Below are 24,342 nucleotides of genomic sequence, written 5' to 3' on the forward strand. Positions count from 1 at the left end.
AAATATACCGCATTTAGGGGGTTTAAGGGAAGCGCCTACCGCTCCACGAATCCACCAAAACCACCGCGAAGCGGTGACCAACGCTCCACTACGGCATCTACCCGCCCAGGGGTGCCCCCACCCCTGAGCAGGGCAAGAAGCTTCTCGCAGGCTTCGCGGGGCCCTTCCGCGACGACCTCGACCCGGCCGTCGTCCAGGTTGGAGGCCGACCCGACCAGCCCGAGCTCAAGGGCCCGGGCCCGCGTCCACCAGCGGAAACCCACCCCCTGCACGTGGCCGCGCACCCAGGCGTTGAGACGAATCTCACTTGCGCCGGCCGCGGCGTCCTCGCTCATGTCGCCGACCGGGGTTGACAACGCGGGCAACTGTAGGAGGACCTGTTCATGAAAGCCTCCCGGAGGACCGGCGCGCCGCAGCGGCCGCACGGCTCGCCCTCCCGGCCGTACACGTTGAGCGACCGGTCGAAGTAGCCGCTCTCGCCGTTGACGTTGACGTACAGGCTGTCGAAGCTGGTGCCGCCCTGGCCGAGCGCCTCGGCCATCACCTCGCGCACCGCCGCCAGCAGCTCGTCGATCTTGCGCCTGCTCAACGCCCGGGTCGGCGTGCCGCCGTGCAACCGGGCACGCCACAGCGCCTCGTCGGCGTAGATGTTGCCCACGCCGCTGATCAGGGACTGGTCGAGCAGCGCCCGCTTGACCTCGGTCTGCCTGACGCCGAGCCGCGCCGCGAACGCCTCGTCGTCGAACGCCTCCTCCAGCGGGTCGGCCGCGATGTGCGCGATCGGCTCGGGGACGGGACGCTCCAGCGGCAGCAGCCGGGACACCAGCAGGTGACCGAAGGTGCGCTGGTCGACGAACCGCAGCTCGGGGCCGCCGTCGTCGAAGCCCAGGCGCACCCTCAGGTGCTTCTCCAGCGTCGAGCCCGGCTCGACCACCAGCAACTGGCCGCTCATGCCCAGATGCGCGAGCAGCGCCTCGGCCGCGCCGTGCTCCTCACCGGCCGGCGGCGCCTCCCGCGCGTCTGCCGGGATGCCGCCCGCCGGGCCCTCAGAGCCGTTCAGGGATTCGGCGAGGGGCAGCCAGAGGTATTTGCCGCGCCGCTCGGCCGAGACCAGCGTGCGGCCCGCCAGCCGTCCCGCGAACTCGGCGGCCCCCGGGACGTGCCTGCGGATCGCGCGAGGATGCAGGACCTCGGCGAAGGCGACCGTGCGCCCGGCGACCCAGCGCGACAGCCCTCGCCGGACGACCTCGACCTCGGGCAGCTCGGGCATGGATCAGCTGGCCTTCTTGTCCTGCGCCTCGCCGCGAGCCCGGATCGCGTTCCAGGCGGCCTCGGCGGCCTGCTGCTCGGCCTCCTTCTTGCTGCGCCCCGCGCCCGAGCCGTACTCCTGCCCGCCGACCTTGACGATCGCGGTGAACGACTTGGCGTGGTCAGGGCCGCTCTCGTCCACGTGGTACTCGGGCACGCCGAGCATCTCGGAGGCGGTCAGCTCCTGCAGCGAGGTCTTCCAGTCGAGGCCCGCCCCGAGCGAGGCGGAACGCTTGATCAGCGGGTCGAACAGCAGGTGGACCACGCGGAAGGCCTCGTCGAGCCCCTTGTCGACATAGACGGCGCCGATGAGCGCCTCAAGGGTGTCGGCGAGGATCGAGGACTTGTCGCGCCCGCCGGTGCCCTCTTCGCCCCTGCCGAGCCGGGTGAACCGGCCGAGATCGAGAGCGCGGGCGACGTCGGCGAGGGCGCGCATGTTGACCACGGCCGCCCGCAGCTTGGCCAGCTGGCCCTCGGGAAGGTCGGGATGCCCCCGGAACAGGGTGTCGGTGACCACCAGGCCCAGCACCGAGTCGCCGAGGAACTCCAGGCGCTCGTTGGTGGGCAGGCCACCGTTCTCATACGCGTACGAGCGGTGCGTCAGCGCCCGCTCAAGAAGCAGTTCGTCCAGCTTGACGTCGAGAACCCGTTCAAGCTCGTCCCTTGCGACCCCAACGGGTATCGGCTTCCCACCTGCGGCCACGTCTCCTCCTCGGACGGTTTGTATCCGGCCGTCACGCAGCACGTCACGACCATGGTCGCGATGGCGGATGGAACGCGGGAGCCCGAAAACGTGGTGGACGCCGGGAGATTGCGGCGGCCCCGGCGCCCACCACGGCCGCGGGCGAACCGCCACCGCACGCCTTATGACGGTGGACGGTCGTCCCGGCCGGATGCGGGGCATCCGGCCGGCTCACCGGCCACCGCAGGCGTGAATCAGGCCGACGGCTCGATGACCTGTCGGCGGTTGTAGGTGCCGCAGGTCGGGCATGCCACGTGCGGCAGCTTCGGCGACCGGCACTGGTTGCAGTTCACGAGCGCCGGCGCGGCGGTCTTCCACTGCGCGCGGCGGGAGCGGGTGTTGCTCCGCGACATCTTCCGCTTGGGGACGGCCACGTCAACCCTCCTGGGTCTTGTTGTTCTCGATGTTCAGACCTTGCAACGCCGCCCAGCGGGCGTCGATGCTCTCGTGCCGGTGGTCCGGGCCGGCTTCCGCCAGTTTGGTCCCACACTCCACGCAGAGCCCGGGGCAGTCTTCACCGCAGACCGGGCTCAACGGCAGTGCGAGCACCACCGCGTCGCGGAACGTCGGCTCGAGATCGAGGAGTTCACCGTCGAGGAGTGAGTCGTCCTCGGCGGCGTCATCCGCCGAGTAGAAGAAGAGCTCCTGGAACCCGACCTCGATCATCGAGGTCAATGGATCCAGGCACCGCGAGCACTCGCCCGTGAGCGGAGCCCGCGCCGTGCCCGTGACGAGCACGCCTTCCATCACTGCCTCGAGCCGGATGTCCAGCTCGATCTCGGCGTCCTCGGGGACGCCGATCATGCCGACGGAGAGATTCACCGGAGCCGGGAGGGCACGGGAGATCTCACGCATTGAACCCGGCCGCCGTCCCAGATCATGGGTCGAGATGACCCAGGGGGCCCGGGGGTCGAGGCTACGCAGAGTCTTCCTGCTCTCTTGAGGCATGGCGAATCACCGCCGTCGTACAAGGCCGATGAGAAAGAATACCAGCCCTCAGCCGCGGAGCCGTTCGACCAGCATCCGGTGCACCAGATCGGGCACCAGCCCCGAGACGTCGCCACCGTACCGGGCGATCTCCTTGAGCCTGCTCGACGACAGGAAGGAGTACTCGGGGTTGGTCGACATGAACAGCGTCTCGACACCCGACATGCGATAGTTGAGCTGGGCCATCTGCAGCTCATAATCGAAGTCGCTGACCGCGCGCAGGCCCTTGACGATCGTCGGGATGCCCTGCTGCTTGCAGAAGTCGACCAGCAGCCCGTAGAACTTCTCGACCCGCACGTTGCCGTACTCGCGGGTCACCTCCTCGAGCGTCTCGATGCGCTCGTCCACGGTGAACAGGCTCTTCTTCTCGACGTTGATGAGCACGGCGACGACGACCTCGTCATACAGCCGGGACGTCCGGCCGATGATGTCGAGATGGCCGTTGGTGACGGGATCGAACGACCCCGGACAGACGACGCGACGCAAGGCGTACCCCCAGTTTCACTGGTTCCCGGCGGCGCGACCGTACCAAACGGACGCTTCGCCATAGCGACGGACCCTCTCCTCGGCGAATCCGGAGGGCCAGACAAGGTCTTTCCCCCGCGACTCGCGCTCCACCGCCACCAGGGCGTCGGGAACCAGCCAGCCGTTGTCGCGCAGCCGTTCGAGCACCTCGCGGACCGCCTCGTCCTTCACGGCGTACGGAGGGTCGGCGAACACGAAGTCGTACGGCTCCGCGCACGGGCCCGCGACCACCCGCTCGACCCTGTCGCCGGTCACGACGGCCCCGGGCAGGCCGAGCGCCGCGACGTTCGCCCTGATCGTGCGCAGGGCCTTGGCGTCGGACTCCACCAGCAGCGCATGGGCGGCACCCCGCGAGAGGGCTTCCAGGCCCACCGCGCCGGAACCGGCGTACAGGTCGAGCACTCTGGCGTCGTCCAGCGGGCCGAGAAGGGACCCGACGGTGGAGAACAGCCCTTCCCTGGCACGGTCGCTCGTCGGCCGGGTGCCGCGCCCCGGGGGGACGGCGATGCGGCGCCCGCCGGCGGTTCCTGCGATGACTCGGCTCACCCGCCCATTCTCGCCGCCGCCGCGACGGCCGGGACACCCAGGTCAAGAGTGGCCAAGTGTCGTCGACGAATGCGCAAGGGTCGTTCCTTAGGAGCCCTCCAGCCCACATGATGAGTTCTGCGGCCTTCATGGTGACCCAGGGGAAGGCCGACCGGCGTGATCGTGAGCCCTTCCGCGCGCCGGTGCCCTCGGCACCTGACCCGAGGGTGGGCCCAGCCGGGGACGGCATTCGGGGGGAGGCCGTCCCAAGGCTGGGCCCTGGGTCATTTTGCTGTGCTTGCTTTGCCTCGCTCCGCTCGGCGGGCCCGGGGCGCCCTTGAGGCGGCGCCCTTCGTCGTCGTTCACGAGCGCTCGTCCCCCGCACTCGCTCACTCCTCCTCACGACACCGCCGCGCCCCGAGCAGTGCCGGCTTGGCCTCGCTCCGCTCGGCGGGCTCGGGGCGCCCTTGAGGCGGCGCCGTTCGTCGTCGTTCACGAGCGCTCGTCCCTCGCACTCGCTCACTCCTCCTCACGACACCGCCGCCCCCCGAGCCACCCTCCTGCCTCCTTAGGACATCGCCGCGCCATGAGCCCGCCGAGCGCAGCGAGGCCGGCAACACGGTCAGGCCTTTTCCAGGAAGTCGGCGCGGTCGTCGCCCAGGAGGCGGTCGATCTCGGCGCGGAGCGCCGGGTGGTCCGCCAGGTCGGGATCGGCCGACAGCAGGAGGCCGGCCTCTTCGCGGGCGTCCTTGATGACGTCCTCGTCGCGGAGCAGCCGCAGCATCTTCAGCGAGGACCTGCGGCCGGACTGCGCGGCGCCGAGCACGTCGCCCTCGCGCCGCTGTTCGAGGTCGACCCGGGACAGTTCGAACCCGTCGAGCGTGGCGGCGACCGCGTCGAGCCGCTCGCGGGCCGGGGTGCCCGCGGGGAAGTCGGTGACCAGCAGGCACAGGCCGGGAAGGCCGCCTCGGCCCACCCTCCCGCGGAGCTGGTGGAGCTGGGACACGCCGAAACGGTCGGCGTCCATGATCACCATGACCGACGCGTTGGGGACGTCGACGCCGACCTCGATCACCGTGGTGGCCACCAGCACGTCGACCTCGCCGCGGGTGAAGGCCCGCATCACGGCGTCCTTCTCCTCCGGGGGCAGCCGCCCGTGCAGCACCTCGACGCGCAGGCCGGCCAGCGGCCCGCCGGCGAGCATGGGGGCGACCTCCAGGACGGCCAGCGGCGGGCGGCGCTCACCGGCCCCCTCGCCCGCCTCGCCCGGCTCGGAGAGGTCGCCGGGGTCTGACAGGTCACCGAGGTCGCCCTCGTCGCCTTCCAGGTCGCCGATGCGGGGGCACACGATGTACGCCTGGCGGCCGAGGCCGATCTCCTCCTGGATGCGCACCCAGGTGCGGTCGAGGAAGTGCGGTTTGTCCGCCACCGGCACCACGTGGGTGCTGATCGGGGCCCGGCCGGCGGGAAGCTGGCTGAGGGTCGAGACCTCAAGGTCGCCGAACACCGTCATGGCCACCGTGCGCGGGATCGGCGTGGCGGTCATCACCAGCACGTGCGGGCGCCCGCCGCCGGCCTTCTCGCGCAGCGCGTCGCGCTGCTCCACACCGAAGCGATGCTGTTCGTCCACCACGACCATGCCGAGGTCGGCGAACTGGACGTGCTCCTGGAGCAGGGCGTGGGTGCCGACGACGATGCCGGCCGCGCCGGATGCCGCGTCGAGCAGCGCGGCGCGCCGCCCCGCCGCCCCCATGGAGCCGGTGAGCAGCGTCACCGCCGTGCCGCCGAACATGCCGCCCGTGCTGAGATCGCCGAGCATGCGGACGATGGACCGGTGGTGCTGCTGCGCCAGCACCTCGGTGGGGGCGAGCAGCGCCGCCTGCCCCCCTGCGTCGACCACCTGGAGCATCGCGCGCAGCGCCACCACGGTCTTGCCCGCCCCCACCTCGCCCTGGAGCAGGCGGTGCATCGGGTGGTCCAGCGCCAGCTCGGCCGCGATCTCTTCGCCGACCTCGACCTGGCCCTCGGTGAGCTGGAAGGGCAGGCGCCCGTCGAAGTCGGCGAGCAGCCCGTCGCCCTTACGGGGGCGCGGGACGGCGGGCCACGCGGCGGCGGCCTGGCGCCGCTGGGCCAGCACGGCCTGCAGCATGAACGCCTCGTCGAACTTGAGCCTCTTGCGGGCGCGGGCGATGTCGCCCTGGTCACGCGGCCGGTGGACGGCCTCCAGCGCCTCGGCCAGGCCGGGCAGCCTGTGGCGGGCGCGCAGGTCGCCGGGCAGCGGGTCGGGGATCGGGCCGAGGGTGTCGAGCACGACGCCGATGGCCCTGCGGATCACCCAGGAGCTGATGCCGGCCGCCGCCGGGTAGATCGGCACCGGGGCGGCGGCGAACTCGGCCGCCGAGGACGCCGAGGACTCGACCTCCTCGAACGGCTCGAACTCGGGGTGGTTGAGCTGCCACTTGGCCCGTTCGCCCTGCCCGAAGCGCCCGACCTTGCCGGAGAACATGGCCCGCGTGCCGGGCTTGAGCCGGGTCTCGACCACGTGGGAGACCTTGCCGAAGAAGGACAGATAGATCTTGTTGCGCCGCCCGTCGACGACCTCGACCTCGAGCCAGGTGCCCGAGCGGTTGCGCATGGGCTTGCGCATGAGGCGCGACACCTCGCCGACCACCGTGACGTGCTCGTCGACCTCGAGGGCGTCGAGCGCCGTGAGCTCGCCCCGCTCGGCGTACCGCCGCGGGTAGTGGCGTAGCAGCTCGCCGACCGTGGTGATGTTGAGCGAGCTCTCGAGCGGCTTGGCCGTCTTGGGGTCCAGCGCCTTGTTGAGCGGCTCGTCGAATCGCGTCACGTTGACCAGTTGTACCGCTCCTCGCCGACAAGAACCACAAGCCGCCGCATGCCTCCGCGCCGGGCTACTCGACGCCGATGAGCAGCGGGTAGCCGCCCTGGCCTCCCTCATAGACGACCACCTCCACGTCGGGCCGCGCCGAGGCCAGGTGCTCCTGGACGGCCCGCGCGGGCGGCTCGCCGCCGTCCGCGCCCAGGATGAGGGTCACCAGCTCGGTGCCCACCGACAGCATGCGGGAGGTGGTCCTGACGGCCATGGCCTCGACGCCCGAGCCGATCAGGGCGACGTCGCCGTCGATCACGCCGAGCACGTCCCCCGGGCGGCACAGGCCTGCGCTGGTCATGGCCTCCCTGTCGGCCACCCAGATGTGCCCGTGGCGGGCGTGGCCCGCGCTGTCGGTCATCGCCACCACGTCGTCGTCGAACCGCCGCAGTGGGTCGTGGACGGCCAGCGCCGCCAGCCCTTGGACGGTCGCCTTGGTGGGCAGCACGCTGACGACCACGCCCTCCTCGCGGGCGATCGCCGCGGCGCCCACGGCCACCGCGTTCACCCCCGCGTCGTTGGGCAGCACCGCGACCTCGGCGCCGGCCTGCCTGATCGCGTCCAGCACGGCCCCGAGGGTGGGGGTCGAACCGGGTGCACGAGGCACCACGACGGCTCCGGCCTGCGCGAACAGGCGGGCGATGCCGTCGCCCGCCGCGACGGCCACCACGCCGCGCCCCTGCCCGCGGCGAGGCCCGCGCGCCGCCGCCTCCAGATAGACGATCTTGACGCGGTACGGCCGCCCGGCCCGCATCCCGGCCTCGACGGCCGCCCCGGCGTCGTCCACGTGGACGTGCACGTTCCACAACCCGTCGCCGCCGACGACCACCAGCGAGTCGCCGAGGCGATCGAGCTCCTCGCGCAGCCCGGCGACCGCCCTCTCGTCCGCTTCCAGCAGGTACATCACCTCGTAGCCGAAATCGCCCGCGTGTCCGTGGTCTTCTGGCACGAGCGGGACGAACCGTGCGGCCGGCGCGGGCACCTCGTACCGGCCGACGTAGGAATCGGTGATCACGGCGGCCAGGCTCTCGAGGATGACGGTCACCCCCGCCGCGCCCGCGTCGACCACACCGTTGCGTGCGAGCACGTCGAGTTGCTCCGTGGTGCGGCCGAGGGCGGCGCGGGCGGCGGAGGCGGCGTTCCTGGCGACCTCCGCCAGCTCGCAGGGGCCGCCGGGGACGTCCGGCGCCCCCTCCACGGCCCGTGCCGCCGCGCTCAGCACGGTCAGCACGGTGCCCTCCACCGGGCGCTCCACCGCGCTCCGCGCCATCTCGGCCGCCCTTGCGAGCCCTTCGCGCAGGTCGCGGGCGGCGCCCTTGGCGGGCTTGAGCACCTCGGCCATGCCGCGCAGCGCCTGGCTGACGATCACTCCGGAGTTGCCCCGGGCGCCGATCAGCGCCCCGTGGGCCAGGGTGCCCCACGTGGCCTCGGCGTCCGCGTCGTGCGGGAGTCCGTCGACCGCCTCGGCCGCGGACAGCATCGTCAGATGCAGATTCGTCCCGGTGTCCCCGTCGGGGACGGGGAAGACGTTCAGCGCGTCGATCTCGGCGCGCACCCCGCCGAGCGCGTCGGCGCACAGCCGTGACCAGCGGCGGACCGCGAGAGCGTCGAGGGTCTGCAGCGCTTCCCCGGCGTCGGCGGGCTGCGAAGGCATGGGGGGCTCCCTCCTGCGCGGCGAGTCTCCCCGCACGGCAGGTCGCACGGGTGGTTCGCGCGCGGGACCGCGCCGGCTCCGCTGATGCGCTACGGTTGGTGATACGAGATTATCCCCGTTCGACCACCCTCCGTTTGGCGAGCACCGGGCGACATCGGATACTCTCGTGTGGCCAGCCGGTTGTCCCGGCATGCCCGACCGCCGCTTCTACCTCGGTTTCGGGCGTATTGACTGATCTAAGGAGCGATGACCGTGGCTTCCGTCTGCGACGTTTGCGGTAAGGGGCCGACTTTCGGCAACAACATCTCGCACTCGCACCGCCGCACCCGCCGCCGCTGGAACCCCAACATCCAGCGCGTGCGCGCCATGGTGGGCAGCACGCCGAAGCGGATGAACGTGTGCACCTCCTGCATCAAGGCGGGCAAGGTCACCCGCTAGTTTTCGGCTTCCGAACGGCCCGCCACCCACGAGGGTGGCGGGCCGTTCGCCGTTCCCGGCCGTGCGGGCCGTCCGCCTCTCAGCGCCGTGCGGGACGTCCCTCTCAGCGCCGTGCGGGCCGTCCGCCCCTCGGCACCGGCGCCAGGCGTAGGCCACAGTCTCAGCGCCGGCGCCGGGCGTGGTCCGCGGTCTCAGCGCAGGCGCCAGGCGTGGTCCACGGGGCCGATGCCCGCGCCGAGAGGGAAGCCGTGCGCGATCGCGCCCGTGACGTACTCCTTGGCCCTGGCCACCGCGCCGGGGACGTCCTCTCCCAGCGCCAGGTGGGAGGCGATGGCGGACGCCAGCGTGCATCCGGTGCCGTGGGTGTGGCGGTTGTCGTGCCGTTCGGCGGAGAAGCGGTACTCGCTGACGCCGTCGGTGAGCAGGTCGACCGGGCGGCCCGGGAGATGACCTCCCTTGATCAGCGCCCACGCGGGACCGAGGGCCAGCACGGCCTCGGCGGCCGGCCGCAGGCCGTCCTCGTCCTCGACCTTGACCGAGGTGAGCTGCTCCACCTCCCACAGGTTCGGCGTCACCACGGTCGCCACCGGCAGCAGCCGGGAGATCATCGTGTGGACGGCCTCGGGCGCGAGGAGCGGGTCACCGTGCTTGGACACGCCCACCGGATCCACGATCACCGGGACGTCCACGCCGGCGAGCACCTCGGCGACCACCTCGACCAGCGGCGGCGAGGCGAGCATGCCGGTTTTGATCGCCTGGGCGCCGATGTCGCCGAGCACCGAGTCGAGCTGCGCGCGCACCGCCTCGGGCGGCAGCTCCCAGTAGCCCTGGACGCCGAGGGAGTTCTGCGCGGTGACCGCGGCGATCACGCTCATGCCGTGGACGCCGAGCGCCAGCATGGTCTTCAGATCGGCCTGGATGCCCGCGCCTCCGCCCGAGTCGGAACCGGCGATGGTCAGCACACGGGGAGGAGTCACGCGTCCATCAAACCAAACGCCCGCGCCGCCCGGTCACCTCACCGCCCGGGTTCCACCTGGGAGGTGAGGTCGCCGGCGGCCTGGAGGCGGCAGGTGCCTCCGGCCAGCTCGCAGGTGTCGGGGACGGCCGAGCCGCCGTCGGCGGTGAAGGAGACCACGACCTGCTCGTCCTCGCCCAGCGTGCCGGTGGAGGAGAGCACCAGGACGTCGCCCTCCTGCGTCCAGTCGGCCCCGTCCGCCCCGGTGACCTGGCCGCCGACCGGCACCCGGACGCTCCACCCGTCCAGCGCGGACCCCGTGTTGGTGATCGTCAGCCGGCCGGTGTACCCGGCGGAGGTCTCCTCCGACACTCCGAAGTCCACGGCCACCCGTCCGCGCGCGATCAAGGGGTCGGACTCGTCGGCCAGGGGGTCGGTCTCGGGCGTCGTCGTGTCGGTGTCCTCGGGCTCGGGGGTGGGGTCCGCGGTGTCGTCCGACGGCGGGGCCGGCCGCGCGGTCGGGGTCGTCCGCGTGCGGTCGGGGGTCGGGCGGGTGGACGGGGCCGCCGTGCGCCGCGCGGGCGGGCGGCTCGCGCCGGTGGACGGGACCGCCGTGGGGACGGCCGAGTCGCGAGCCGGGGAACCGGGCGTGGCCGAAGCCGGCGCGGCGGACTCCTCGCCGGACGGCGACGGAGCGTCGGTGGCGCCGGTCTGGTCGGGCGAGAGGTCCTGCTGTGGCGGCTTGCCGGAGGCGATCGCCGCGCAGACCTGACCTTTCGGGCAGTCCGGTGTGGTGACGAGGTTCACCTGGCCGGCCGTCAGCTTGACGCCGATGACGGCGGTCACGACGGCGGTGACGACGGCCGCGGCCGACAGCGCCGCCAGACGGCGTCCCCGCCAGGTCTTCGGCCGGTCGTGACCTCCTCGCCCGCGCCGCCCTCCCACCCCATGCCCGGCGCGCGAGGTGTCCCGCTCCGCCTGGGGCTCCAGATCGACGCGCAAGAGGTCCGGCTCGAGGTCAGGCCCCGCTCCGACGCGCGAAAGGTCCCCCTCGAAACCGGGACCCGCTCCCACGCGCAGAAGGTCCGGCTCGGAATCGAGACCCGCCCCGGCGCGCCGGAAGTCGTGCTCAGGATCAGGTCCCGTCCCGGCGCGCGGAAGGTCCTGCTCCGGGACGGTCGCGGAGGCGTGCGGGAAGTCGTCCCCGGCGCCGCCGGAACGCGCGGAGACGGGATCCTGGCCCCACGCGCTCGGCCAGACAGGGCTCGGCGCCGCATCCCACGCGCTCGGCCGGGCCGGGGCGGGCTCGGCGTCCCAGGCGCTGAGACGGGGCTCCTCGGCCGCCTGCCGGGCCGGGGCGGGCTCGACGTCCCAGGCGGTGGGCAGGGCAGGGCTCGGCGCCGCGTCCCAGGCGCTGAGACGGGGCTCCCCGGCCGCCTGCTGGGCGGGCCACGGGTCGCCGGTGGTGGGCGGCGGCACGGCTTCGTGGTGGGTCCGCGGGACGGGCCAGGCGTACTCGGCGGTGTTGAGCCATTCCTCGGTTCCGCGCTCGTCGTCGTGCCAGCCGGACGGCTCGCGCTCGTCCGGACCCTCTGGCTCGGACCCCCGGCCTCGCGATGACGTGTGACGTCCCCGTCCCATGAAGCGCCTTCCTCCTAGAAACCACGGCGCGTCACTTCATAACACCTTCAGCACGTCTTTGTCACAATTTTCACGTTAATCACGGAAGTGATCCCACCCACCCCGCGACTGCTCCCGCCCGCTGACCTGCACACCTTCACCCTCAGCGACCTGGCCGATCACGCACCACTCACCGGGCAGCCGGACGTCCGGGGGGAAGGCCGCGGCCAGCGCGTGGTCCTCGCCGCCGGTCAGCACCCAGTTCAGCGGGTCCTCTCCCAGCTCGGCCGCGGCGGCGGCCAGCGGTCCGGGCACCAGGAGGGCCGTGGGGTCCACGTCGATGCGCACCCTGCTCGCCGCGGCGATGTGGCCGAGGTCCTGCAGCAGCCCGTCGCTGACGTCGGCCATGGCCGTGGCGCCCAGTTCGGCCGCTCCCGGACCGCAGGCGTACGGCGGCCGGGGACGCCGGTGCGCGTCCGCCAGCTCGGGGAAGTCGCGGTCGGGACGGCCCGCGAGGAACAGCGCGAGTCCGGCCGCCGCGTGGCCGAGCCGCCCCGCCACGGCCACCACGTCCCCGGGACGCGCCCCTGACCGGGTGACCGGGGCCCGGCCGCCGAGGTCTCCGAGCGCGGTGACCCCCAGCACGACCAGGTCGGACCTGGCGATGTCGCCGCCCGCGACGCTCGCGCCGACCAGCGCGCACTCGTCGCCGAAGCCATCGGTGAGGCCGTCCAGCCAGTCGGTCGTGGTGTCCTTGGGCATCCCGAGGCCGACGAAGAGCGCGGTGGGATCGGCGCCCATCGCCACGACGTCGGCGAGGTTCTGCGCCGCCGCCTTCCGCCCGATGTCGTACGGACTGGACCAATCGCGGCGGAAGTGCCTACCCTCGAGTAGGAGATCCGTCGTCACGACGACCCGCCCGTCCGGGGCACGAAGCACCGCGGCATCGTCCCCGGGACCGAGCAATACCGCCGGAAATTGTGGCAATCGTCCGGCAATACGGGCAATGATCCCAAATTCGCCAAGATCTGCGGCTGTGATAGCACACCTCCAGGTCCGTTGCATGTACGGTTGCGATTCGGACTGATCGAGTAACGGCACTGAAACAAACCAGCTTCGCCCCCGCGGGAGGACGTGATGGTGCAGGCCTACATCCTTATCCAGACAGAAGTCGGCAAGGCCGCCGACGTCGCAAGCGCGATCGCGAGCATCCAGGGTGTGACACGCGCCGAGGACGTCACCGGCCCGTACGACGTCATCGTCCGCGCCGAGGCCAACAACGTGGACGAGCTAGGCAAACTGGTCGTCGCACAGATTCAGGCCGTCGAGGGGATCACGCGTACCCTTACCTGTCCGATCGTGCACATCTGAGCGTCGAGGTCTTCCGGGGGGAGCCATGGTGCGGGGCGTCGTCGCCATGGCCGCGTTGTCCCTGCTGGCCGGGTGCGGCGCGGCGGTGAGGGTTGAGCCGCCCGCCCCCCAGGGGGCGACGGCGGCGGCGTGCGCGGCCCTCAACGACCGGCTCCCCCGCACGCTGGACGGCGCGGAGCGCGTCCCGTCCGAGCCTTCATCGCCGTACGTGGCGGTGTGGGGCTCAGGCGAGATCGCGCTCCGGTGCGGCGTACCCCGGCCCGCCGCGCTGGACCCGACGCAGCAGGTGCCCGAGATCAACGGCGTTCCGTGGTTCGCGGACCCCACCAGGCCGTCGCTGTTCACGGCCCTCGTCCACCGCGACTACGTCGAGGTGACGATCTCTCCCAGGCACCAGGCCGCGGCCGTCCTCGTCGACCTGGCGGCCCCCATCAAGACCGCCTTCCCCGGCGGCTGACCGCCGGTCACCGCAGGCCGACCGGGCGGTGCAGCGCCAGCTGGACCAGGTGGTCCACCAGGTCGGCGTACGAGAGGCCCGAGGCCGCCCACAGCTGCGGCGCCACCGACATGGCAGTGAACCCGGGCATCGTGTTGATCTCGTTGAGGATCAGGCCGCCCGAGGGCGTGTAGAAGAAGTCCACGCGGGACAACCCTTCGCAGCCCAGCGACTCGAAGGCCCGCACCGCCATCGCCCGCAGCTCCTCGGCGACCGCCTCGGGGATGTCGGCCGGCACGTTGAGCGCCATGTCGGAGCCGATGTACTTGGCGGCGAAGTCGAAGAACTCGTGCGACTCGTCGACCAGCACCTCACCGGGCAGGCTCGCGCGGGGCGGCTCGTCGCCCGGCCACTCAAGCACGGCGCACTCGATCTCGCGTCCCTCGATGGCCGCCTCGACCAGGACCTTGGGGTCGTGCTCGCGGGCGAGCTCGACGGCCCGCTCGAGCCCGTCGAAGTCGTCCACCCGCGAGATGCCCTGGCTGGAACCGGCCCGGGAAGGCTTGACGAAGACGGGCAGGCCCAGCGCCTCGACATCCTTGAGCACCCGCTCGCGGTCGAGGCGCCAGTCGCGGTCGCGCACGACGACGTACGGCCCGACGGGCAGGCCGGCGGCGGCCAGCAGCGCCTTCATGTACGCCTTGTCCATGCCCACGGCGCTGGCGAGCACCCCGGAGCCGACATAGCGCACGCCGGCCATCTCCAGCAGGCCCTGGATGGTGCCGTCCTCGCCGAACGGGCCGTGCAGCATGGGGAAGACGACGTCCACCTGCCCGAGAGAGGCGGGGATCGTCCCGGCGTCCAGCGCCACGAGCGGGCCGCCGCCGGACGGCAGCGCGAGCGCCGCGCCGGTCGCGTCCACGCTGGGCAGCTCTTCTCCCTCGATCTCGTACTTCTGGTCGTCCGGGGTCAGCACCCACCGCCCGTCCGGCGCGATGCCGATGGGCACGACGTCGTATTTGGACCGGTCGATGGCCGCCAGGACGCTGCCCGCGCCCATCAGCGACACCGCGTGCTCGGAGTTGCGGCCTCCGAAGACCACCGCCACCCGTACGCGAGGCCGGGATTCCTGCTGCTCGTTCATGATGCCCGAATCTACCTTGCGTCCCTGTCGTCCCTGCTTGTCAGGTGCGCGGCGCGACGATCACGATGTTGATCGCGGACGGCCCGCCATGTCAAGGGGCCTGTCAGGCGCGGGTGGCGGTGTTCGAGCGCAGCGCGTCGAGCGCGTCGGTGACGTCCGCGATGAGGTCCTCGGCGTCCTCCAGGCCGATGGAGAAGCGCACCGACCCCGCGTCGACGCCGGCGCCCGTCAGGGCCGGCTCGTCGAGCCGGTGAGGGGTCGTGGAGGCCACGTGGGCGACCTTGGTGTGGGTGCCGCCGATCGAGGCGGCGATGCGCGGCAGCCGTACGGTGTCGGCCAGCATGACCCCTGCCTCATAGCCGCCGTTGGGGATGACGGTGACGCACGCGCCGTACCTGGTGCCCTCGGGACCGGCGTCGAAGAGCTGGCGGGCGAGCTGGTGGCCCGGATGGCCCGCCAGGCCCGGGTAGTCGACGCGGCGCACCGCCGGATGCTTGGCCACGGCGGCGGCGAACACCATCGCCGTCGCGCACATGCGGCGCACCCGCAACGGCAGCGTCGAAAGACCTCTGCGCAGCAGGAACGCCTCGTCGGGCGCGAGGGCCGCGCCGGTGTCGACGCGCACCTCGCGGATCTGCGCGATGAGGTCGGGACGGCCGACCACCGCCCCGCCCGTGCAGTCGTCGTGCCCGCCGATGTACTTGGTGGCGGAATGGACGACCAGGTCGGCGCCGTGCTCCAGGGGACGGCACACCACGGGGGTGGCGAACGTCGAGTCGACGACCAGCAGCGCGCCGGCGTCCCGGGCGATGCGGTAGAGCCCCCGGATGTCGGCGACCGCCATGGTCGGGTTGCTCAGCGTCTCGGCATAGACGATCTTCGTGGTGGGACGCACGGCGGCGTGGACGCGGCGCAGGTCCGAGTAGTCGACGAAGTCGACCGAGACGCCGAACCGCGACAGCACGTTCGACAGCAGCGAGTAGGTGCCGCCGTAGACGGGGGCGGGGGCGACGACGTGGGCGCCCGCCCGCAGGAACGTCATGAACACCGCGCTCACCGCCGCCATGCCCGAGGCGAACGCCTGGCCGGCGACGTCCTCGGGAGCGGCCGCGCCCTCCAGCGCGGCGATGCCCGAGGCGAACGCCGCCACGGTGGGGTTGTCGATGCGGCTGTAGGCGAACCCCGGCGCCCGGTCGCCGAGCACGTCGGCGTACTCGGCGGAGCTGTCGAAGCTCCACGCGGCGGTGCGCCACACGGGCAGTCCTATGGGGAGCTGACGGGAGACCGGGACCGGGGGAAGGTGGACGGCCCGGCTGTTCTCGCCGAGCCTCCTTCGCATACGTCGGGAAGAAGTCACATGCCGTACCGTTCAGGCTTGGGAGTCCGCGACATCAGCAGCATCGCGGCCTCGCTGGGGGTCATTCCGTCGTGGACGACGCCCACCACGACCTCCGTGATCGGCATCTCCACGTCATGCTTCCTCGCAAGGTCGAGCACCGACTCGCAGGACTTGACCCCCTCGGCGGTCTGCCTGGTGGCGGCGATGGTCTCCTCCATGGTCATGCCGCGGCCGAGGTTCTCGCCGAAGGTGCGGTTCCTGGACAGCGGGGAAGTGCAGGTCGCGACGAGGTCTCCCATTCCGGCCAGGCCGGCGAAGGTGTGCGGGTCGGCGCCGAGCGCCGCGCCCAGCCGGGCGATCTCGGCCAGGCCCCGGGTCATGAGCGTCGCCCGGATGTTGTCGCCGAGCCCCATGCCCGCGGCCACGCCCACGGCCAGGGCGATGACGTTCTTCACCGCGCCGCCGAGCTCGACGCCCACCACGTCGGTGTTGGTGTAGGCCCGGAACCACGGCAGGTGGCAGGCCTCCTGGAGCCGCGCGGCCACCTCGTCGTCGAGGCTCGCGACCACCGTCGCGGCCGGCTCGCGCCGGATCAGCTCGCCCACCAGATTGGGCCCTGACACGACCGCGACCCGCTCGGCCGGGACGCCGGCGACCTCGCAGATGACCTCGCTCATGCGTTTGGAGGTGCGCCGCTCGATGCCCTTCATCAGGCTGACGAGCACCGCCTGCGAGGGGATGTGCGGGCTCCACGCGGCGAGGTTGCCGCGCAGCGTCTGGGAGGGCACCGCGAGCACGACGAAGTCGGCGCCCTCCATCGCCTCGGCCGGGTCGGTGGTCGCGCGCACCGACGAGGGAAGCCGCACGCCCGGCAGGTACTCGGGATTCTCACGCCTGCGGTCGATGGCCTCCACCACCTCGGCGCGCCGTCCCCACAGGGTCGTCGGAGTGCCCGCCTCTGCGAGGATCATCGCGAAGGTCGTGCCCCACGAACCGGTTCCGAAAACGACGGCCTTGGTCATCTGCTCACCGTACGCCCACTCCGCGGCCCCTCGCCGTCTCCGGCCGTCGCCGCTGGATCGCTCAATGTCATGACACCGGATCACCGGCGGGCGGCGCCGTGCCGCCCCCGGCGCCGCCGATCACCCGGCGCGGCTCTCAGCCTCGTCGAAGGGCGTGTCCGGCGCCTTCTCGCCCCGCAGCTCGGCGAGCTGGGCGGTGATGGCGGTCATGATGTCGGCCGTGGCGTCCTTGAGCACCTGCGACCGCATCGGCTGACCCGCGTACTTGGACAGGTCGACGGGCGGCCCGGCGATGACCCGGAAGGTCTTGCGGGGGAACAGCCGCGGCTTCTTCTGGCCGTACGGGAGGAGTTCCTGGGCGCCCCAGTGGGCGACCGGGATGACCGGGACGCCGGTGGCGAGCGCCAGCCGGGCGACGCCGGTCTTGGCGGCCATCGGCCAGAAGTCGGGATCGCGGGTGATCGTGCCCTCGGGGTAGAAGATCACGCATGAGCCCTCGACGAGGGCCTGCTCGGCCTCCTTGAGCGAGCGCGCCGCGTCGGTGCTCCCGCGGAACACCGGGATCTGCCGGCACTTCCTGACGATGGTGCCGACGACGGGGATGTCGAACACCCCGGACTTGGCCAGGTACACCGGCCAGCGGCCGCTGTTGTAGGCGAAGTGGGCGAACAGCAGCGGGTCGCTCCACGACAGATGGTTGGCCGCGATGATCATGCCGCCCGTGCGGGGCACGTTGGCGCGGCCCCGCCAGTCACGCTTGGTGAAGAGAAGCAGCACCGTCTTCACTATCGCGACAACGAAGGCTTCCCAGAAGATGGGCGGACGTCCCGGGCGGCTCATCGACTCCTCCAGTCATGCATGTGCGCCCCTCAGTCTCCCGGTTGCCTCCAGGGAATGTCGAGGCGGGATGCTTAAGCCATGCCCCGTACGCATTCCGGCGAGATCGGCCCGCTGCCCGGCTGGACCATCGTGGTGCCGGTGAAGACCCTCATCGCGGCCAAGACGCGCCTGGCCGCGGCGGCCGGTCCGCACCGGGGCGCGCTGGCCGTGGCGATCGCCTCCGACACGGTGGCGGCGGCGCTGGCCTGCCCGCGGGTCGCCCGGGTCGTGGTGGTCACCGGCGATCCGGTCCCCGCGCGGGCGCTGGCCGCGCTCGGCGCGCATGTCGTGCCCGATCCCCAGGCGGGGCTGAACGCGGCACTGCGGTCCGGCGGGGAGGAGGCCCTGAGGCTGGCGCCCGGGGCGCCGGTCGGCGCCCTCCAGGCAGACCTGCCGGCCCTGCGGCCCGCGGAGCTCGATGTGGCGCTCGCCGCGGCGGCCGACTTCGACCAGGCGTTCGTCCCGGACGCCGCGGAGGTCGGGACCACCTTCTACGGGGTGCGGCCCGGCGTCGCGTTCCGGCCGAGGTTCGGCGGGGAGTCTCGGGCCAGGCACCTGGCCGCGGGCGCCAAGGAGCTGGCGCCCGACGGCATCCCCACGGTGCGCCTGGACGTCGACACCCCCGCGGACCTCGCCCAGGCCCTCGCACTCGGCGTCGGCCCCCACACGAGAGCCGTCGTGAACACCATGAAGGAGCCCTCCCCCTGAAGGACTCCCTCACGACCTCCCGCCGAGCGAAGCGAGGCAAAGCTAACTCAGTCCTCGCGGGCGTGTTCGGGCAGGAGGAAGGCGACCAGGAACGTGAGCAGCAGCATGCCGTCCACGACCAGCAGGATCGTCTTCATCGCGACGCCGAAGCCCTCCTTGCCCGCCTCGGCGCCCGCCGAGGCCACGGCCTTGGCGACGGCGGCGCCCGCCTCGGGGCCGGAGGCCGCCGAGGCGGCGTCGGCCTGCAGGCGCCGGCAGGAGGCCGGCACCTCGGCCGGGTCCTTGGCGACCGCGCGGTCGTGCCCGCAGGCGCGGAGCCCTTCGACGATGCGGTCCTGCGGTGCGCCCGTCACCTGGACGGCGGCCAGTTCGGCGCGCAGCTTGGGGGCGGCGTCGTCCGCGGCGGCGCTGACGTTGCCGCCGAGCACTCCGAAGAAGACCGTGCCGAGGAGCGCCACGCCGAACGCGCTGCCGAGCTGCTGGACGGCCGTGAGCGTGCCCGAGGCCGAGCCGGTCTCGTGCTGCTCGACGCCGGCGAGGACGATGTCGAAGAACGGCGCCATGAGCAGGCCCATGCCGATGCCGGTCACCGCCAGCGCGGGGGTGAGCTGCCAGGGGGTGACGCCGATGCCGGCGAGGTTCAGCGTGATGAGGATCGCCAGCACGCCGAGGGCCATGAGCACGGTGCCGCCGTGCAGCAGTTTGCGTCCGTACTTCTGCAGGGGCTGGGCGAGGCCGAAGCCGACGACCATGCCGAGTGACCAGGGCACCATCGCCAGGCCGGCCTTGAGCGTGGAGTAGCCGAGGCCCATCTGGGTGTAGAGGTTGAACACCAGCGAGAAGCCGATCATGCCGGAGAAGAAGACCAGGCCGGTGAGCAGGCCGCCGGTGAAGGCGCGCTTGCGGAACAGGCTCGGCACGACGAGCGGGTCGCCGCCGGCCCTGGCCTTGCGGGCCTCGTACCATCCGAAGATCGCGAACACCACGACGGACGCGGCGATCATCAGGAACGACCAGAGCGGCCAGTCGTGCTCGCGGCCCTGGACCATCGGGAAGATGATCAGGACGCCGGCCAGCGAGGCGAGCGCCACGCCCGCGAAGTCGAGCTTGAGCGGGTGGGGCGAGCGCGACTCGGGCAGGAAGCGCATCCCGGCCAGCACGGCGGCCAGGCCCAGCGGCAGGTTGATCAGGAAGATCATGCGCCAGCCGGTGCCCCAGAAGTCGGCCTCGATCAGCCAGCCGGCCAGGATGGGACCGCACACCGACGACAGGCCCATGACCGGCCCGAACATGCCGAACGCGGCCTGCATCTCCTTGGGCGGGAACATCTCCTTGATCATGCCGAGGCCCTGGGGCAGCATGACCGCGCCGAACAATCCCTGGACGACGCGCGCCGCGATCAGCAGTTCGGGGCCCTGTGCCAGGGCGCACAGCAGCGAGCCGACGGTGAAGCCCATGGCGCCGATGAGGAACATCCGCCTGCGGCCGAAGATGTCGCCCAGCCGGCCGCCGGTGATCAGGCCCACGGCCATGGACAGGGTGTAGGCGGCTCCGAGCCATTGGATGACGGCCGCGCTGCCGCCGAGCTCGGCGCGGATGGTCGGCGAGGCGATGTTGGTGACCACGGCGTCGAGCAGGTCCATCACCTCGGCGGCGAGGATGATGAACAGGGCGGCCCACCGCCAGCGGTAGGGCGCGGTACCGGGTGGCGCCGCCTGCGCGGTCGTGTCTGTGGATGTCATTGGAGCTCCTTCGGGAGGGGGGACGCACGCAGGGCGGCACCTCGATCTGAACAGTGTTCACCATAGACGATCGCCGTTCTATGATTGAACGGTGTTCGCAAGCAAGTTCAGCGTTCTCAAGATATGTCGCATCTAGCCACGAGACAAGATATATCGCGAAAAAGAGCGCTGTTCACGTTCGGTGAGCGCCTTCGGCGGCCAACTAGACTCCCTCAGAAGCCATCAGGAACAGGCGGTGACGCATGAGCGAGCCACGGCGTGACGACGCGGAAGTGCCCCCGCCCCCGTGGGGGCGGTCGCGCAGGCGCGTCGCCCCCGTGCGGGTTCCGCTCACCCTCGAGCGCATCGTCGACGCCGCCTACGTCGTCCTCGACCGCGAGGGGTACGAGGGCCTGAGCATGCGCCAGGTGGCGGCCGAGCTCGGGGTCGCGGTCTCGGCGCTCTACGCCCACGTGGAGGGCAAGGACGAACTGCTCGAGCGCATGTACAGCCGGCTCTTCGACGGTCAGGAGATTCCCGACCCCGACCCCGAGCGCTGGCAGGAGCAGGTCAGGGAGTTCGCCAACGACGGCCGGGCGCGGCTGCTCGCCCATCGCGACATGGCCCGCATCTCCATGGCGCACGTGCCCTTCACGCCCGACCTGCTGCCGCACGTCGAGCGCATGCTGGCGATCTTCCGCTCGGGCGGGCTGCCCGACCAGGTGGCGGCCACGGCGGGCGACATCATCTCCACCTTCATCGAGGGGTTCACCTTCGAGCAGAGCATGTGGGAGGAGCGCCACCGCACCGCCGAGGCACACACCTGGCAGGAGATGCAGGCCGGCATCAAGGGGTACTTCGACGCGCTGCCGCCCGAGCGCTTCCCGAACCTGCTCGCCCTGGCGGACATGATGTTCGGCGGCACCTACGACGCGCGGTTCGAGCTAGGGGTGGAGATCATCATCCGCGGCCTGGCGAGCTACATCGAGCCGGGACATCCCGCCGTCCAGAGCGGTGACGCCGGCGGCGGCCACGAGAACGCCGGTCGCGCGAGCGACGGGGACGCGGGGCCCCATGAGGCCGACCGGCCGGCCGAGGACGCCGGCGGCGTCACAGGCGGGTGATCCACCGGAAGGCGAGCAGCACGGGAACATGCGCGAGGGCGATGACGCCCGCCGCCACCCACAGGGTGTCGCCGACCCCGCGCCACTCCCCCACCAGCCCGCCGAGGACGCCGCCGAACGGCATGGCGCTCCACATCAGGAACCGCATGGAGGCGTTCATCCGGCCGAGCAGGCGCGGCGGGCACATCGCCTGCCGGTAGCTCAGCTGCGTGACGCTGAACACCGTCCCCGCGAGCCCGGCGACGGCCAGGCCGAGCGGGAAGAGCACGACGCGCCAGCCCGGGGCGGCCAGGCACGCGACGAGGGTGGCGGGCAGGGCGGCCGCCGCCGCGCCGTACAGCGTTCGGCCCGTCCCCCAGCGGGCGACCGCGCGCGGGGCGGCCACGGCGCCCAGCAGGCCGCCCACGGCCGCGGCGGAGATCACCGCGCCGTACAGGCCAGGCCCGAGCCGCAGTTCGTGCAGCACGAACAGCGCCTGACCCGACACCCAGGCCCCGTACCCCAGCATGTTGAGCGCGCCGACGAGCGCGATGACCCGCAGCACCCGGTGGCCCGCGACGTAGCGCACCCCCTCGGCGACCTCGGTGATCAGGCTCGGCCTGCCGGAGTCCGGGCGCGGCGGCGTCCCGGCGGCGGGGACCGCGCCGAGCATCGCCGCCGACAGCGCGTAGCTGACGGCGTCCACGAGCAGCGCCAGCGGCGCGGTGACGACCTGGACGAGCCACCCGCCCAGGCCGGGGCCGGCCAGCGACGCCGTCGAGCGGATGGTCTCGATCGTCCCGTTGCCCCGGGCGAGGTGGCGCCGGTCGACGATCGACGGCAGGAAGCTCATGTGGGCGACGTCGAAGAACACCGTGCCGACCCCGGTGACGAAGGCCACCGCGTACAACTGGGGCAGCGACAGGGCGCCGGTCACGGCCGCCACGGGGATGCTCGCGAGCGCCACCGCGCGGACCAGGTCGGCCGCGACGAGCATGCGCCTGCGCGGGAACCGGTCGACCCACACCCCGGCCGGCAGCCCGATCAGCAGGAAGGCCGCCATCTCGGCGGCCGTCAGCAGGCCGACCTGCAACGGCCCCGCGTGCAGGCTCAGCACCGCGACCAGCGGCAGGGCGACGAGGCTCACCTGCGCCCCGACCTGGCTGATCGCGTCGGCGCCCACGAACAGGACGTACGACCTGCCGCGCCAGAGATCACGGGGGCGGTCGGGCGTTTCGGACGTTTCGGGCGTGTCGGTCGTGGCCACGGACAGCCACCCTGGCCGCTCGCCCAGGACCGGTCAAACGATTATCGGCGGGGTACACTGGCCGGCGTGCAGGCCACGGTGCGCATCTTCGACCCGGACACCCGGTCGGGGTCGGTCTTCCTCGACGACGGCACAGAGATCCCTTTCGGCGCCGCGGCCTTCGACGCGGGCCCGTTGCGGCTTCTGCGCTCCGGCCAGCGCGTGAACATCGCCCTTACCGACGGTCTCATCACCGCGATCACCCTGTCGACCTTCCCCCTCCCCGAGATCGGCGCATAGCGCCCTCACCACGCCCGTACCGCCCTCCTGCGCGCCCACTGCCCAAGCGCGGGAGCGAAGCGGACGGGGCCGGGTCCGGACGGCGGCGCCCGGAACCCCTGTGAGGGTTCCGGGCGCCGGTATCGCCGGTCAGGTGTTCACTTTTTCTTGGCGAGCTTCTTCCCCGCGGCGTTCACCTGGTCCTTGAAGTCGGCGCCGGGACGGAACTTGGGCGCCCAGCTCTCGGAGACCTTGATGGGCTCACCGGTCGAAGGGTTCCTTGCCTGGCGGGCCGGCTTGTGCGCCATCTCGAACGCGCCGAAGCCCGTGATAGAGACCTTGTCCCCGTTCGAGACAGCGTGCTGGATGGCCTCGATTATGGCGTTCACGGCCTCGGTGGCCGTCTTCCTGTCGCCGACCCGATCAGTGATCGCGTCGACGAGTTCTCGCTTGTTCATCTAGCTTGCTCCCCCTGTTACCGCTGTCTGAGGATGAACATCGCGGCCGGCAGTGCGCGGCCCCGTCTCACCCGGTGTGCCAGGTGCGGGGTTTCGGCACGCACCCACCAGTCAACGGTCAGAAACCCCTTACCCGCTTGAAATTAAAGGACACGCGGCCAGGACTCAATCACATTCCGCTATGTTGCCCCTACCCGGCGTGTCGGATTCCGCTTCAAGGTCGGCGAGAAAGGCGTCCAAGCGGGCACGGGCGTGATCGACATCACGCTTCGCAATGTCACAAATGGCGACAAAGCGGCGGGAGGCCCGTTCCTTCTCCTCAGGGGACATGCGTGCGGCGGCCACGCGGCGGTAAACGTCGCGCAACCGCCGCGCCAGCTCGTCTTCGGAGCCCGCGGTGTCGGTCAGACGGTCGTCGGCAGCCATGGCTGCCGACCATTCTCGTACGCCGCCACATCGTCGGCGTGCCTCAGGGTCAGCCCGATGTCGTCCAGCCCTTCCAGCAGGCGCCAGCGGGTGTAGTCGTCGATCTCGAAACCGGCCGACTCGCCGCCCCAGCGCACCTCGCGTCCGACCAGGTCGACGGTCACCTCGATGGCGGGGTCGGCCTCGACGGCCGCCTGCAGCGCCTCCACGGTGGCGGCGGGCAGGACGACGGGCAGCAGGCCCATCTTGGTGGAGTTGTTGCGGAAGATGTCGCCGAAGCGGGCGGCGATGACGGCGCGGAAGCCGTACTGCTGGAGCGCCCAGACGGCGTGCTCACGCGAGGACCCGGTGCCGAAGTCGGGCCCGGAGACCAGGATCGTGGCGCCCGCGTAGGCGGGCTCGTTCAGGACGAAGCCGGGGTCCTCGCGCCAGGCGGCGAAGAGCCCCTTCTCGAACCCCGTGCGGCTGACCTGCTTGAGCCAGACCGCCGGGATGATCTGGTCGGTGTCGACGTTGCTGCGGCGCAGCGGCACGGCCCGGCCGGTGTGCGTGGTGAAGGCTTCCAT

Annotated in this window: 27 protein-coding genes; 6 read left to right on the top strand and 21 right to left on the bottom strand. The window is 71.9% G+C overall.

All coding sequences use genetic code 11. The annotated features are described in order from the left end of the window. Nucleotides 1-35: 35 nt before the first annotated feature. From ACFO60_RS22815 to ACFO60_RS22855, 9 genes are all read right to left on the bottom strand, one after another. On the bottom strand, nt 36-335 hold the full coding sequence (locus ACFO60_RS22815) for an acylphosphatase (RefSeq protein WP_380843235.1): 300 nt from the start codon (nt 333-335) through the stop codon (nt 36-38). Next, entirely contained in the window at nt 332-1,270 is a 939-nt protein-coding gene (gene mutM, locus ACFO60_RS22820; protein WP_380843237.1) for a bifunctional DNA-formamidopyrimidine glycosylase/DNA-(apurinic or apyrimidinic site) lyase, read from the bottom strand. The genes ACFO60_RS22815 and mutM overlap by 4 nt, the downstream gene beginning before the upstream one ends. Before the next feature lie 3 nt (nt 1,271-1,273). Further along, nucleotides 1,274-2,011 carry a ribonuclease III gene (gene rnc / locus ACFO60_RS22825; protein ID WP_380843239.1) on the bottom strand — a complete coding sequence of 246 codons (738 nt, stop codon included), beginning with the start codon at nt 2,009-2,011 and terminating at the stop codon, nt 1,274-1,276. 233 nt (nt 2,012-2,244) lie between these two features. Continuing rightward, nucleotides 2,245-2,424 (bottom strand): 50S ribosomal protein L32, encoded by a 180-nt coding sequence (rpmF, locus tag ACFO60_RS22830; RefSeq protein ID WP_380843241.1) that lies wholly within the window; start codon nt 2,422-2,424, stop codon nt 2,245-2,247. A gap of 1 nt (nt 2,425) precedes the next feature. Further along, entirely contained in the window at nt 2,426-2,998 is a 573-nt protein-coding gene (locus tag ACFO60_RS22835) for a YceD family protein (protein ID WP_380843243.1), read from the bottom strand. 48 nt (nt 2,999-3,046) lie between these two features. Next, on the bottom strand, nt 3,047-3,523 hold the full coding sequence (coaD, locus tag ACFO60_RS22840; protein ID WP_380843245.1) for a pantetheine-phosphate adenylyltransferase: 477 nt from the start codon (nt 3,521-3,523) through the stop codon (nt 3,047-3,049). A 15-nt stretch (nt 3,524-3,538) separates the two neighbouring features. Continuing rightward, nucleotides 3,539-4,108: a 16S rRNA (guanine(966)-N(2))-methyltransferase RsmD gene (rsmD, locus tag ACFO60_RS22845; RefSeq protein WP_380843247.1), complete on the bottom strand. Its 570-nt coding sequence runs from the start codon at nt 4,106-4,108 to the stop codon at nt 3,539-3,541. 601 nt (nt 4,109-4,709) lie between these two features. Next, the gene (gene recG, locus ACFO60_RS22850; RefSeq protein ID WP_380843249.1) at nt 4,710-6,935 is read right to left on the bottom strand and encodes an ATP-dependent DNA helicase RecG; all 2,226 of its coding nucleotides are present in this window, start codon (nt 6,933-6,935) and stop codon (nt 4,710-4,712) included. A 64-nt stretch (nt 6,936-6,999) separates the two neighbouring features. Further along, nucleotides 7,000-8,631: a DAK2 domain-containing protein gene (locus tag ACFO60_RS22855; protein ID WP_380843251.1), complete on the bottom strand. Its 1,632-nt coding sequence runs from the start codon at nt 8,629-8,631 to the stop codon at nt 7,000-7,002. Between the two features lie 252 nt (nt 8,632-8,883). Between ACFO60_RS22855 and rpmB the strand changes: the two genes are divergently transcribed. Then, complete coding sequence (rpmB, locus tag ACFO60_RS22860; protein ID WP_380843355.1) at nt 8,884-9,069, top strand: 50S ribosomal protein L28; 186 nt, start codon at nt 8,884-8,886, stop codon at nt 9,067-9,069. A 191-nt stretch (nt 9,070-9,260) separates the two neighbouring features. On the opposite strand, the gene thiD is transcribed toward rpmB, so the two are convergent. The 3 genes from thiD to ACFO60_RS22875 form a co-directional block, all read right to left on the bottom strand. Beyond that, the gene (gene thiD, locus ACFO60_RS22865; RefSeq protein ID WP_380843253.1) at nt 9,261-10,046 is read right to left on the bottom strand and encodes a bifunctional hydroxymethylpyrimidine kinase/phosphomethylpyrimidine kinase; all 786 of its coding nucleotides are present in this window, start codon (nt 10,044-10,046) and stop codon (nt 9,261-9,263) included. 38 nt (nt 10,047-10,084) lie between these two features. Continuing rightward, nucleotides 10,085-11,665: a hypothetical protein gene (locus tag ACFO60_RS22870; RefSeq protein WP_380843255.1), complete on the bottom strand. Its 1,581-nt coding sequence runs from the start codon at nt 11,663-11,665 to the stop codon at nt 10,085-10,087. 75 nt (nt 11,666-11,740) lie between these two features. Then, nucleotides 11,741-12,709, bottom strand: a complete 969-nt coding sequence (locus ACFO60_RS22875; RefSeq protein ID WP_380843257.1) for a thiamine-phosphate kinase — start codon at nt 12,707-12,709, stop codon at nt 11,741-11,743. Nucleotides 12,710-12,781: 72 nt separating this feature from the next. Here ACFO60_RS22875 and ACFO60_RS22880 point away from each other — a divergent pair, with 72 nt between their 5' ends. Both ACFO60_RS22880 and ACFO60_RS22885 read left to right on the top strand, forming a co-directional pair. Beyond that, nucleotides 12,782-13,015 carry an Lrp/AsnC family transcriptional regulator gene (locus ACFO60_RS22880; RefSeq protein ID WP_380843259.1) on the top strand — a complete coding sequence of 78 codons (234 nt, stop codon included), beginning with the start codon at nt 12,782-12,784 and terminating at the stop codon, nt 13,013-13,015. Nucleotides 13,016-13,040: 25 nt separating this feature from the next. Next, nucleotides 13,041-13,472 carry a DUF3515 family protein gene (locus tag ACFO60_RS22885; RefSeq protein ID WP_380843261.1) on the top strand — a complete coding sequence of 144 codons (432 nt, stop codon included), beginning with the start codon at nt 13,041-13,043 and terminating at the stop codon, nt 13,470-13,472. A 7-nt stretch (nt 13,473-13,479) separates the two neighbouring features. On the opposite strand, the gene ACFO60_RS22890 is transcribed toward ACFO60_RS22885, so the two are convergent. The 4 genes from ACFO60_RS22890 to ACFO60_RS22905 form a co-directional block, all read right to left on the bottom strand. After that, the gene (locus tag ACFO60_RS22890) at nt 13,480-14,595 is read right to left on the bottom strand and encodes a D-alanine--D-alanine ligase family protein (protein WP_380843263.1); all 1,116 of its coding nucleotides are present in this window, start codon (nt 14,593-14,595) and stop codon (nt 13,480-13,482) included. A gap of 103 nt (nt 14,596-14,698) precedes the next feature. Further along, on the bottom strand, nt 14,699-15,934 hold the full coding sequence (locus ACFO60_RS22895; protein WP_380843265.1) for a trans-sulfuration enzyme family protein: 1,236 nt from the start codon (nt 15,932-15,934) through the stop codon (nt 14,699-14,701). A gap of 14 nt (nt 15,935-15,948) precedes the next feature. Next, entirely contained in the window at nt 15,949-16,956 is a 1,008-nt protein-coding gene (locus ACFO60_RS22900) for an NAD(P)H-dependent glycerol-3-phosphate dehydrogenase (RefSeq protein ID WP_380843267.1), read from the bottom strand. A gap of 120 nt (nt 16,957-17,076) precedes the next feature. Continuing rightward, nucleotides 17,077-17,733, bottom strand: a complete 657-nt coding sequence (locus ACFO60_RS22905) for a lysophospholipid acyltransferase family protein (RefSeq protein WP_380843269.1) — start codon at nt 17,731-17,733, stop codon at nt 17,077-17,079. A 141-nt stretch (nt 17,734-17,874) separates the two neighbouring features. On the opposite strand from ACFO60_RS22905, the gene cofC reads away from it, so the two are divergent. After that, nucleotides 17,875-18,543 carry a 2-phospho-L-lactate guanylyltransferase gene (gene cofC, locus ACFO60_RS22910; protein WP_380843271.1) on the top strand — a complete coding sequence of 223 codons (669 nt, stop codon included), beginning with the start codon at nt 17,875-17,877 and terminating at the stop codon, nt 18,541-18,543. Nucleotides 18,544-18,590: 47 nt separating this feature from the next. Here the strand turns inward: cofC and ACFO60_RS22915 are convergent, their stop codons facing one another. Further along, nucleotides 18,591-20,285, bottom strand: a complete 1,695-nt coding sequence (locus ACFO60_RS22915; RefSeq protein ID WP_380843273.1) for an MFS transporter — start codon at nt 20,283-20,285, stop codon at nt 18,591-18,593. A 242-nt stretch (nt 20,286-20,527) separates the two neighbouring features. Here ACFO60_RS22915 and ACFO60_RS22920 point away from each other — a divergent pair, with 242 nt between their 5' ends. Beyond that, nucleotides 20,528-21,388 carry a TetR/AcrR family transcriptional regulator gene (locus tag ACFO60_RS22920; protein WP_380843275.1) on the top strand — a complete coding sequence of 287 codons (861 nt, stop codon included), beginning with the start codon at nt 20,528-20,530 and terminating at the stop codon, nt 21,386-21,388. Here ACFO60_RS22920 and ACFO60_RS22925 read toward each other — a convergent pair. Next, complete coding sequence (locus ACFO60_RS22925; RefSeq protein WP_380843277.1) at nt 21,375-22,634, bottom strand: MFS transporter; 1,260 nt, start codon at nt 22,632-22,634, stop codon at nt 21,375-21,377. The genes ACFO60_RS22920 and ACFO60_RS22925 overlap by 14 nt on opposite strands. Nucleotides 22,635-22,700: 66 nt before the next feature. Here ACFO60_RS22925 and ACFO60_RS22930 point away from each other — a divergent pair, with 66 nt between their 5' ends. Then, nucleotides 22,701-22,913 carry a hypothetical protein gene (locus ACFO60_RS22930; RefSeq protein WP_380843279.1) on the top strand — a complete coding sequence of 71 codons (213 nt, stop codon included), beginning with the start codon at nt 22,701-22,703 and terminating at the stop codon, nt 22,911-22,913. Between the two features lie 137 nt (nt 22,914-23,050). Here ACFO60_RS22930 and ACFO60_RS22935 read toward each other — a convergent pair whose 3' ends face one another. The 3 genes from ACFO60_RS22935 to leuD all read right to left on the bottom strand — a co-directional run bounded on the left by ACFO60_RS22935 (nt 23,051) and on the right by leuD (nt 24,342). Further along, nucleotides 23,051-23,350 carry an HU family DNA-binding protein gene (locus tag ACFO60_RS22935; RefSeq protein ID WP_354847449.1) on the bottom strand — a complete coding sequence of 100 codons (300 nt, stop codon included), beginning with the start codon at nt 23,348-23,350 and terminating at the stop codon, nt 23,051-23,053. Between the two features lie 165 nt (nt 23,351-23,515). Beyond that, entirely contained in the window at nt 23,516-23,776 is a 261-nt protein-coding gene (locus ACFO60_RS22940) for an SCO5555 family protein (protein ID WP_380843281.1), read from the bottom strand. Next, nucleotides 23,755-24,342, bottom strand: coding sequence for a 3-isopropylmalate dehydratase small subunit (leuD, locus tag ACFO60_RS22945; RefSeq protein ID WP_380843283.1), 588 nt, complete (start codon nt 24,340-24,342; stop codon nt 23,755-23,757). Before leuD ends, ACFO60_RS22940 begins: the two co-directional genes overlap by 22 nt.

The organism is Sphaerisporangium dianthi (genome assembly GCF_042654065.1).
Classification (GTDB): Bacteria; Actinomycetota; Actinomycetes; order Streptosporangiales; family Streptosporangiaceae; genus Sphaerisporangium; species Sphaerisporangium dianthi.

Excerpts from the sequence above, each read along its gene's own strand:
- ACFO60_RS22815 (WP_380843235.1), bottom strand. The coding sequence starts at position 335 with ATGAGCGAGGACGCCGCGGCCGGCGCAAGTGAGATTCGTCTCAACGCC.
- mutM (WP_380843237.1), bottom strand. The coding sequence starts at position 1,270 with ATGCCCGAGCTGCCCGAGGTCGAGGTCGTCCGGCGAGGGCTGTCGCGC.
- ACFO60_RS22835 (WP_380843243.1), bottom strand. The coding sequence starts at position 2,998 with ATGCCTCAAGAGAGCAGGAAGACTCTGCGTAGCCTCGACCCCCGGGCC.
- ACFO60_RS22855 (WP_380843251.1), bottom strand. The coding sequence starts at position 8,631 with ATGCCTTCGCAGCCCGCCGACGCCGGGGAAGCGCTGCAGACCCTCGAC.
- ACFO60_RS22870 (WP_380843255.1), bottom strand. The coding sequence starts at position 11,665 with ATGGGACGGGGACGTCACACGTCATCGCGAGGCCGGGGGTCCGAGCCA.
- ACFO60_RS22875 (WP_380843257.1), bottom strand. The coding sequence starts at position 12,709 with ATGCAACGGACCTGGAGGTGTGCTATCACAGCCGCAGATCTTGGCGAA.
- ACFO60_RS22880 (WP_380843259.1), top strand. The coding sequence starts at position 12,782 with ATGGTGCAGGCCTACATCCTTATCCAGACAGAAGTCGGCAAGGCCGCC.
- ACFO60_RS22885 (WP_380843261.1), top strand. The coding sequence starts at position 13,041 with ATGGTGCGGGGCGTCGTCGCCATGGCCGCGTTGTCCCTGCTGGCCGGG.
- ACFO60_RS22890 (WP_380843263.1), bottom strand. The coding sequence starts at position 14,595 with ATGAACGAGCAGCAGGAATCCCGGCCTCGCGTACGGGTGGCGGTGGTC.
- ACFO60_RS22895 (WP_380843265.1), bottom strand. The coding sequence starts at position 15,934 with ATGCGAAGGAGGCTCGGCGAGAACAGCCGGGCCGTCCACCTTCCCCCG.
- ACFO60_RS22900 (WP_380843267.1), bottom strand. The coding sequence starts at position 16,956 with ATGACCAAGGCCGTCGTTTTCGGAACCGGTTCGTGGGGCACGACCTTC.
- cofC (WP_380843271.1), top strand. The coding sequence starts at position 17,875 with ATGCCCCGTACGCATTCCGGCGAGATCGGCCCGCTGCCCGGCTGGACC.
- ACFO60_RS22915 (WP_380843273.1), bottom strand. The coding sequence starts at position 20,285 with ATGACATCCACAGACACGACCGCGCAGGCGGCGCCACCCGGTACCGCG.
- ACFO60_RS22920 (WP_380843275.1), top strand. The coding sequence starts at position 20,528 with ATGAGCGAGCCACGGCGTGACGACGCGGAAGTGCCCCCGCCCCCGTGG.
- ACFO60_RS22935 (WP_354847449.1), bottom strand. The coding sequence starts at position 23,350 with ATGAACAAGCGAGAACTCGTCGACGCGATCACTGATCGGGTCGGCGAC.
- ACFO60_RS22940 (WP_380843281.1), bottom strand. The coding sequence starts at position 23,776 with ATGGCTGCCGACGACCGTCTGACCGACACCGCGGGCTCCGAAGACGAG.
- leuD (WP_380843283.1), bottom strand. The coding sequence starts at position 24,342 with ATGGAAGCCTTCACCACGCACACCGGCCGGGCCGTGCCGCTGCGCCGC.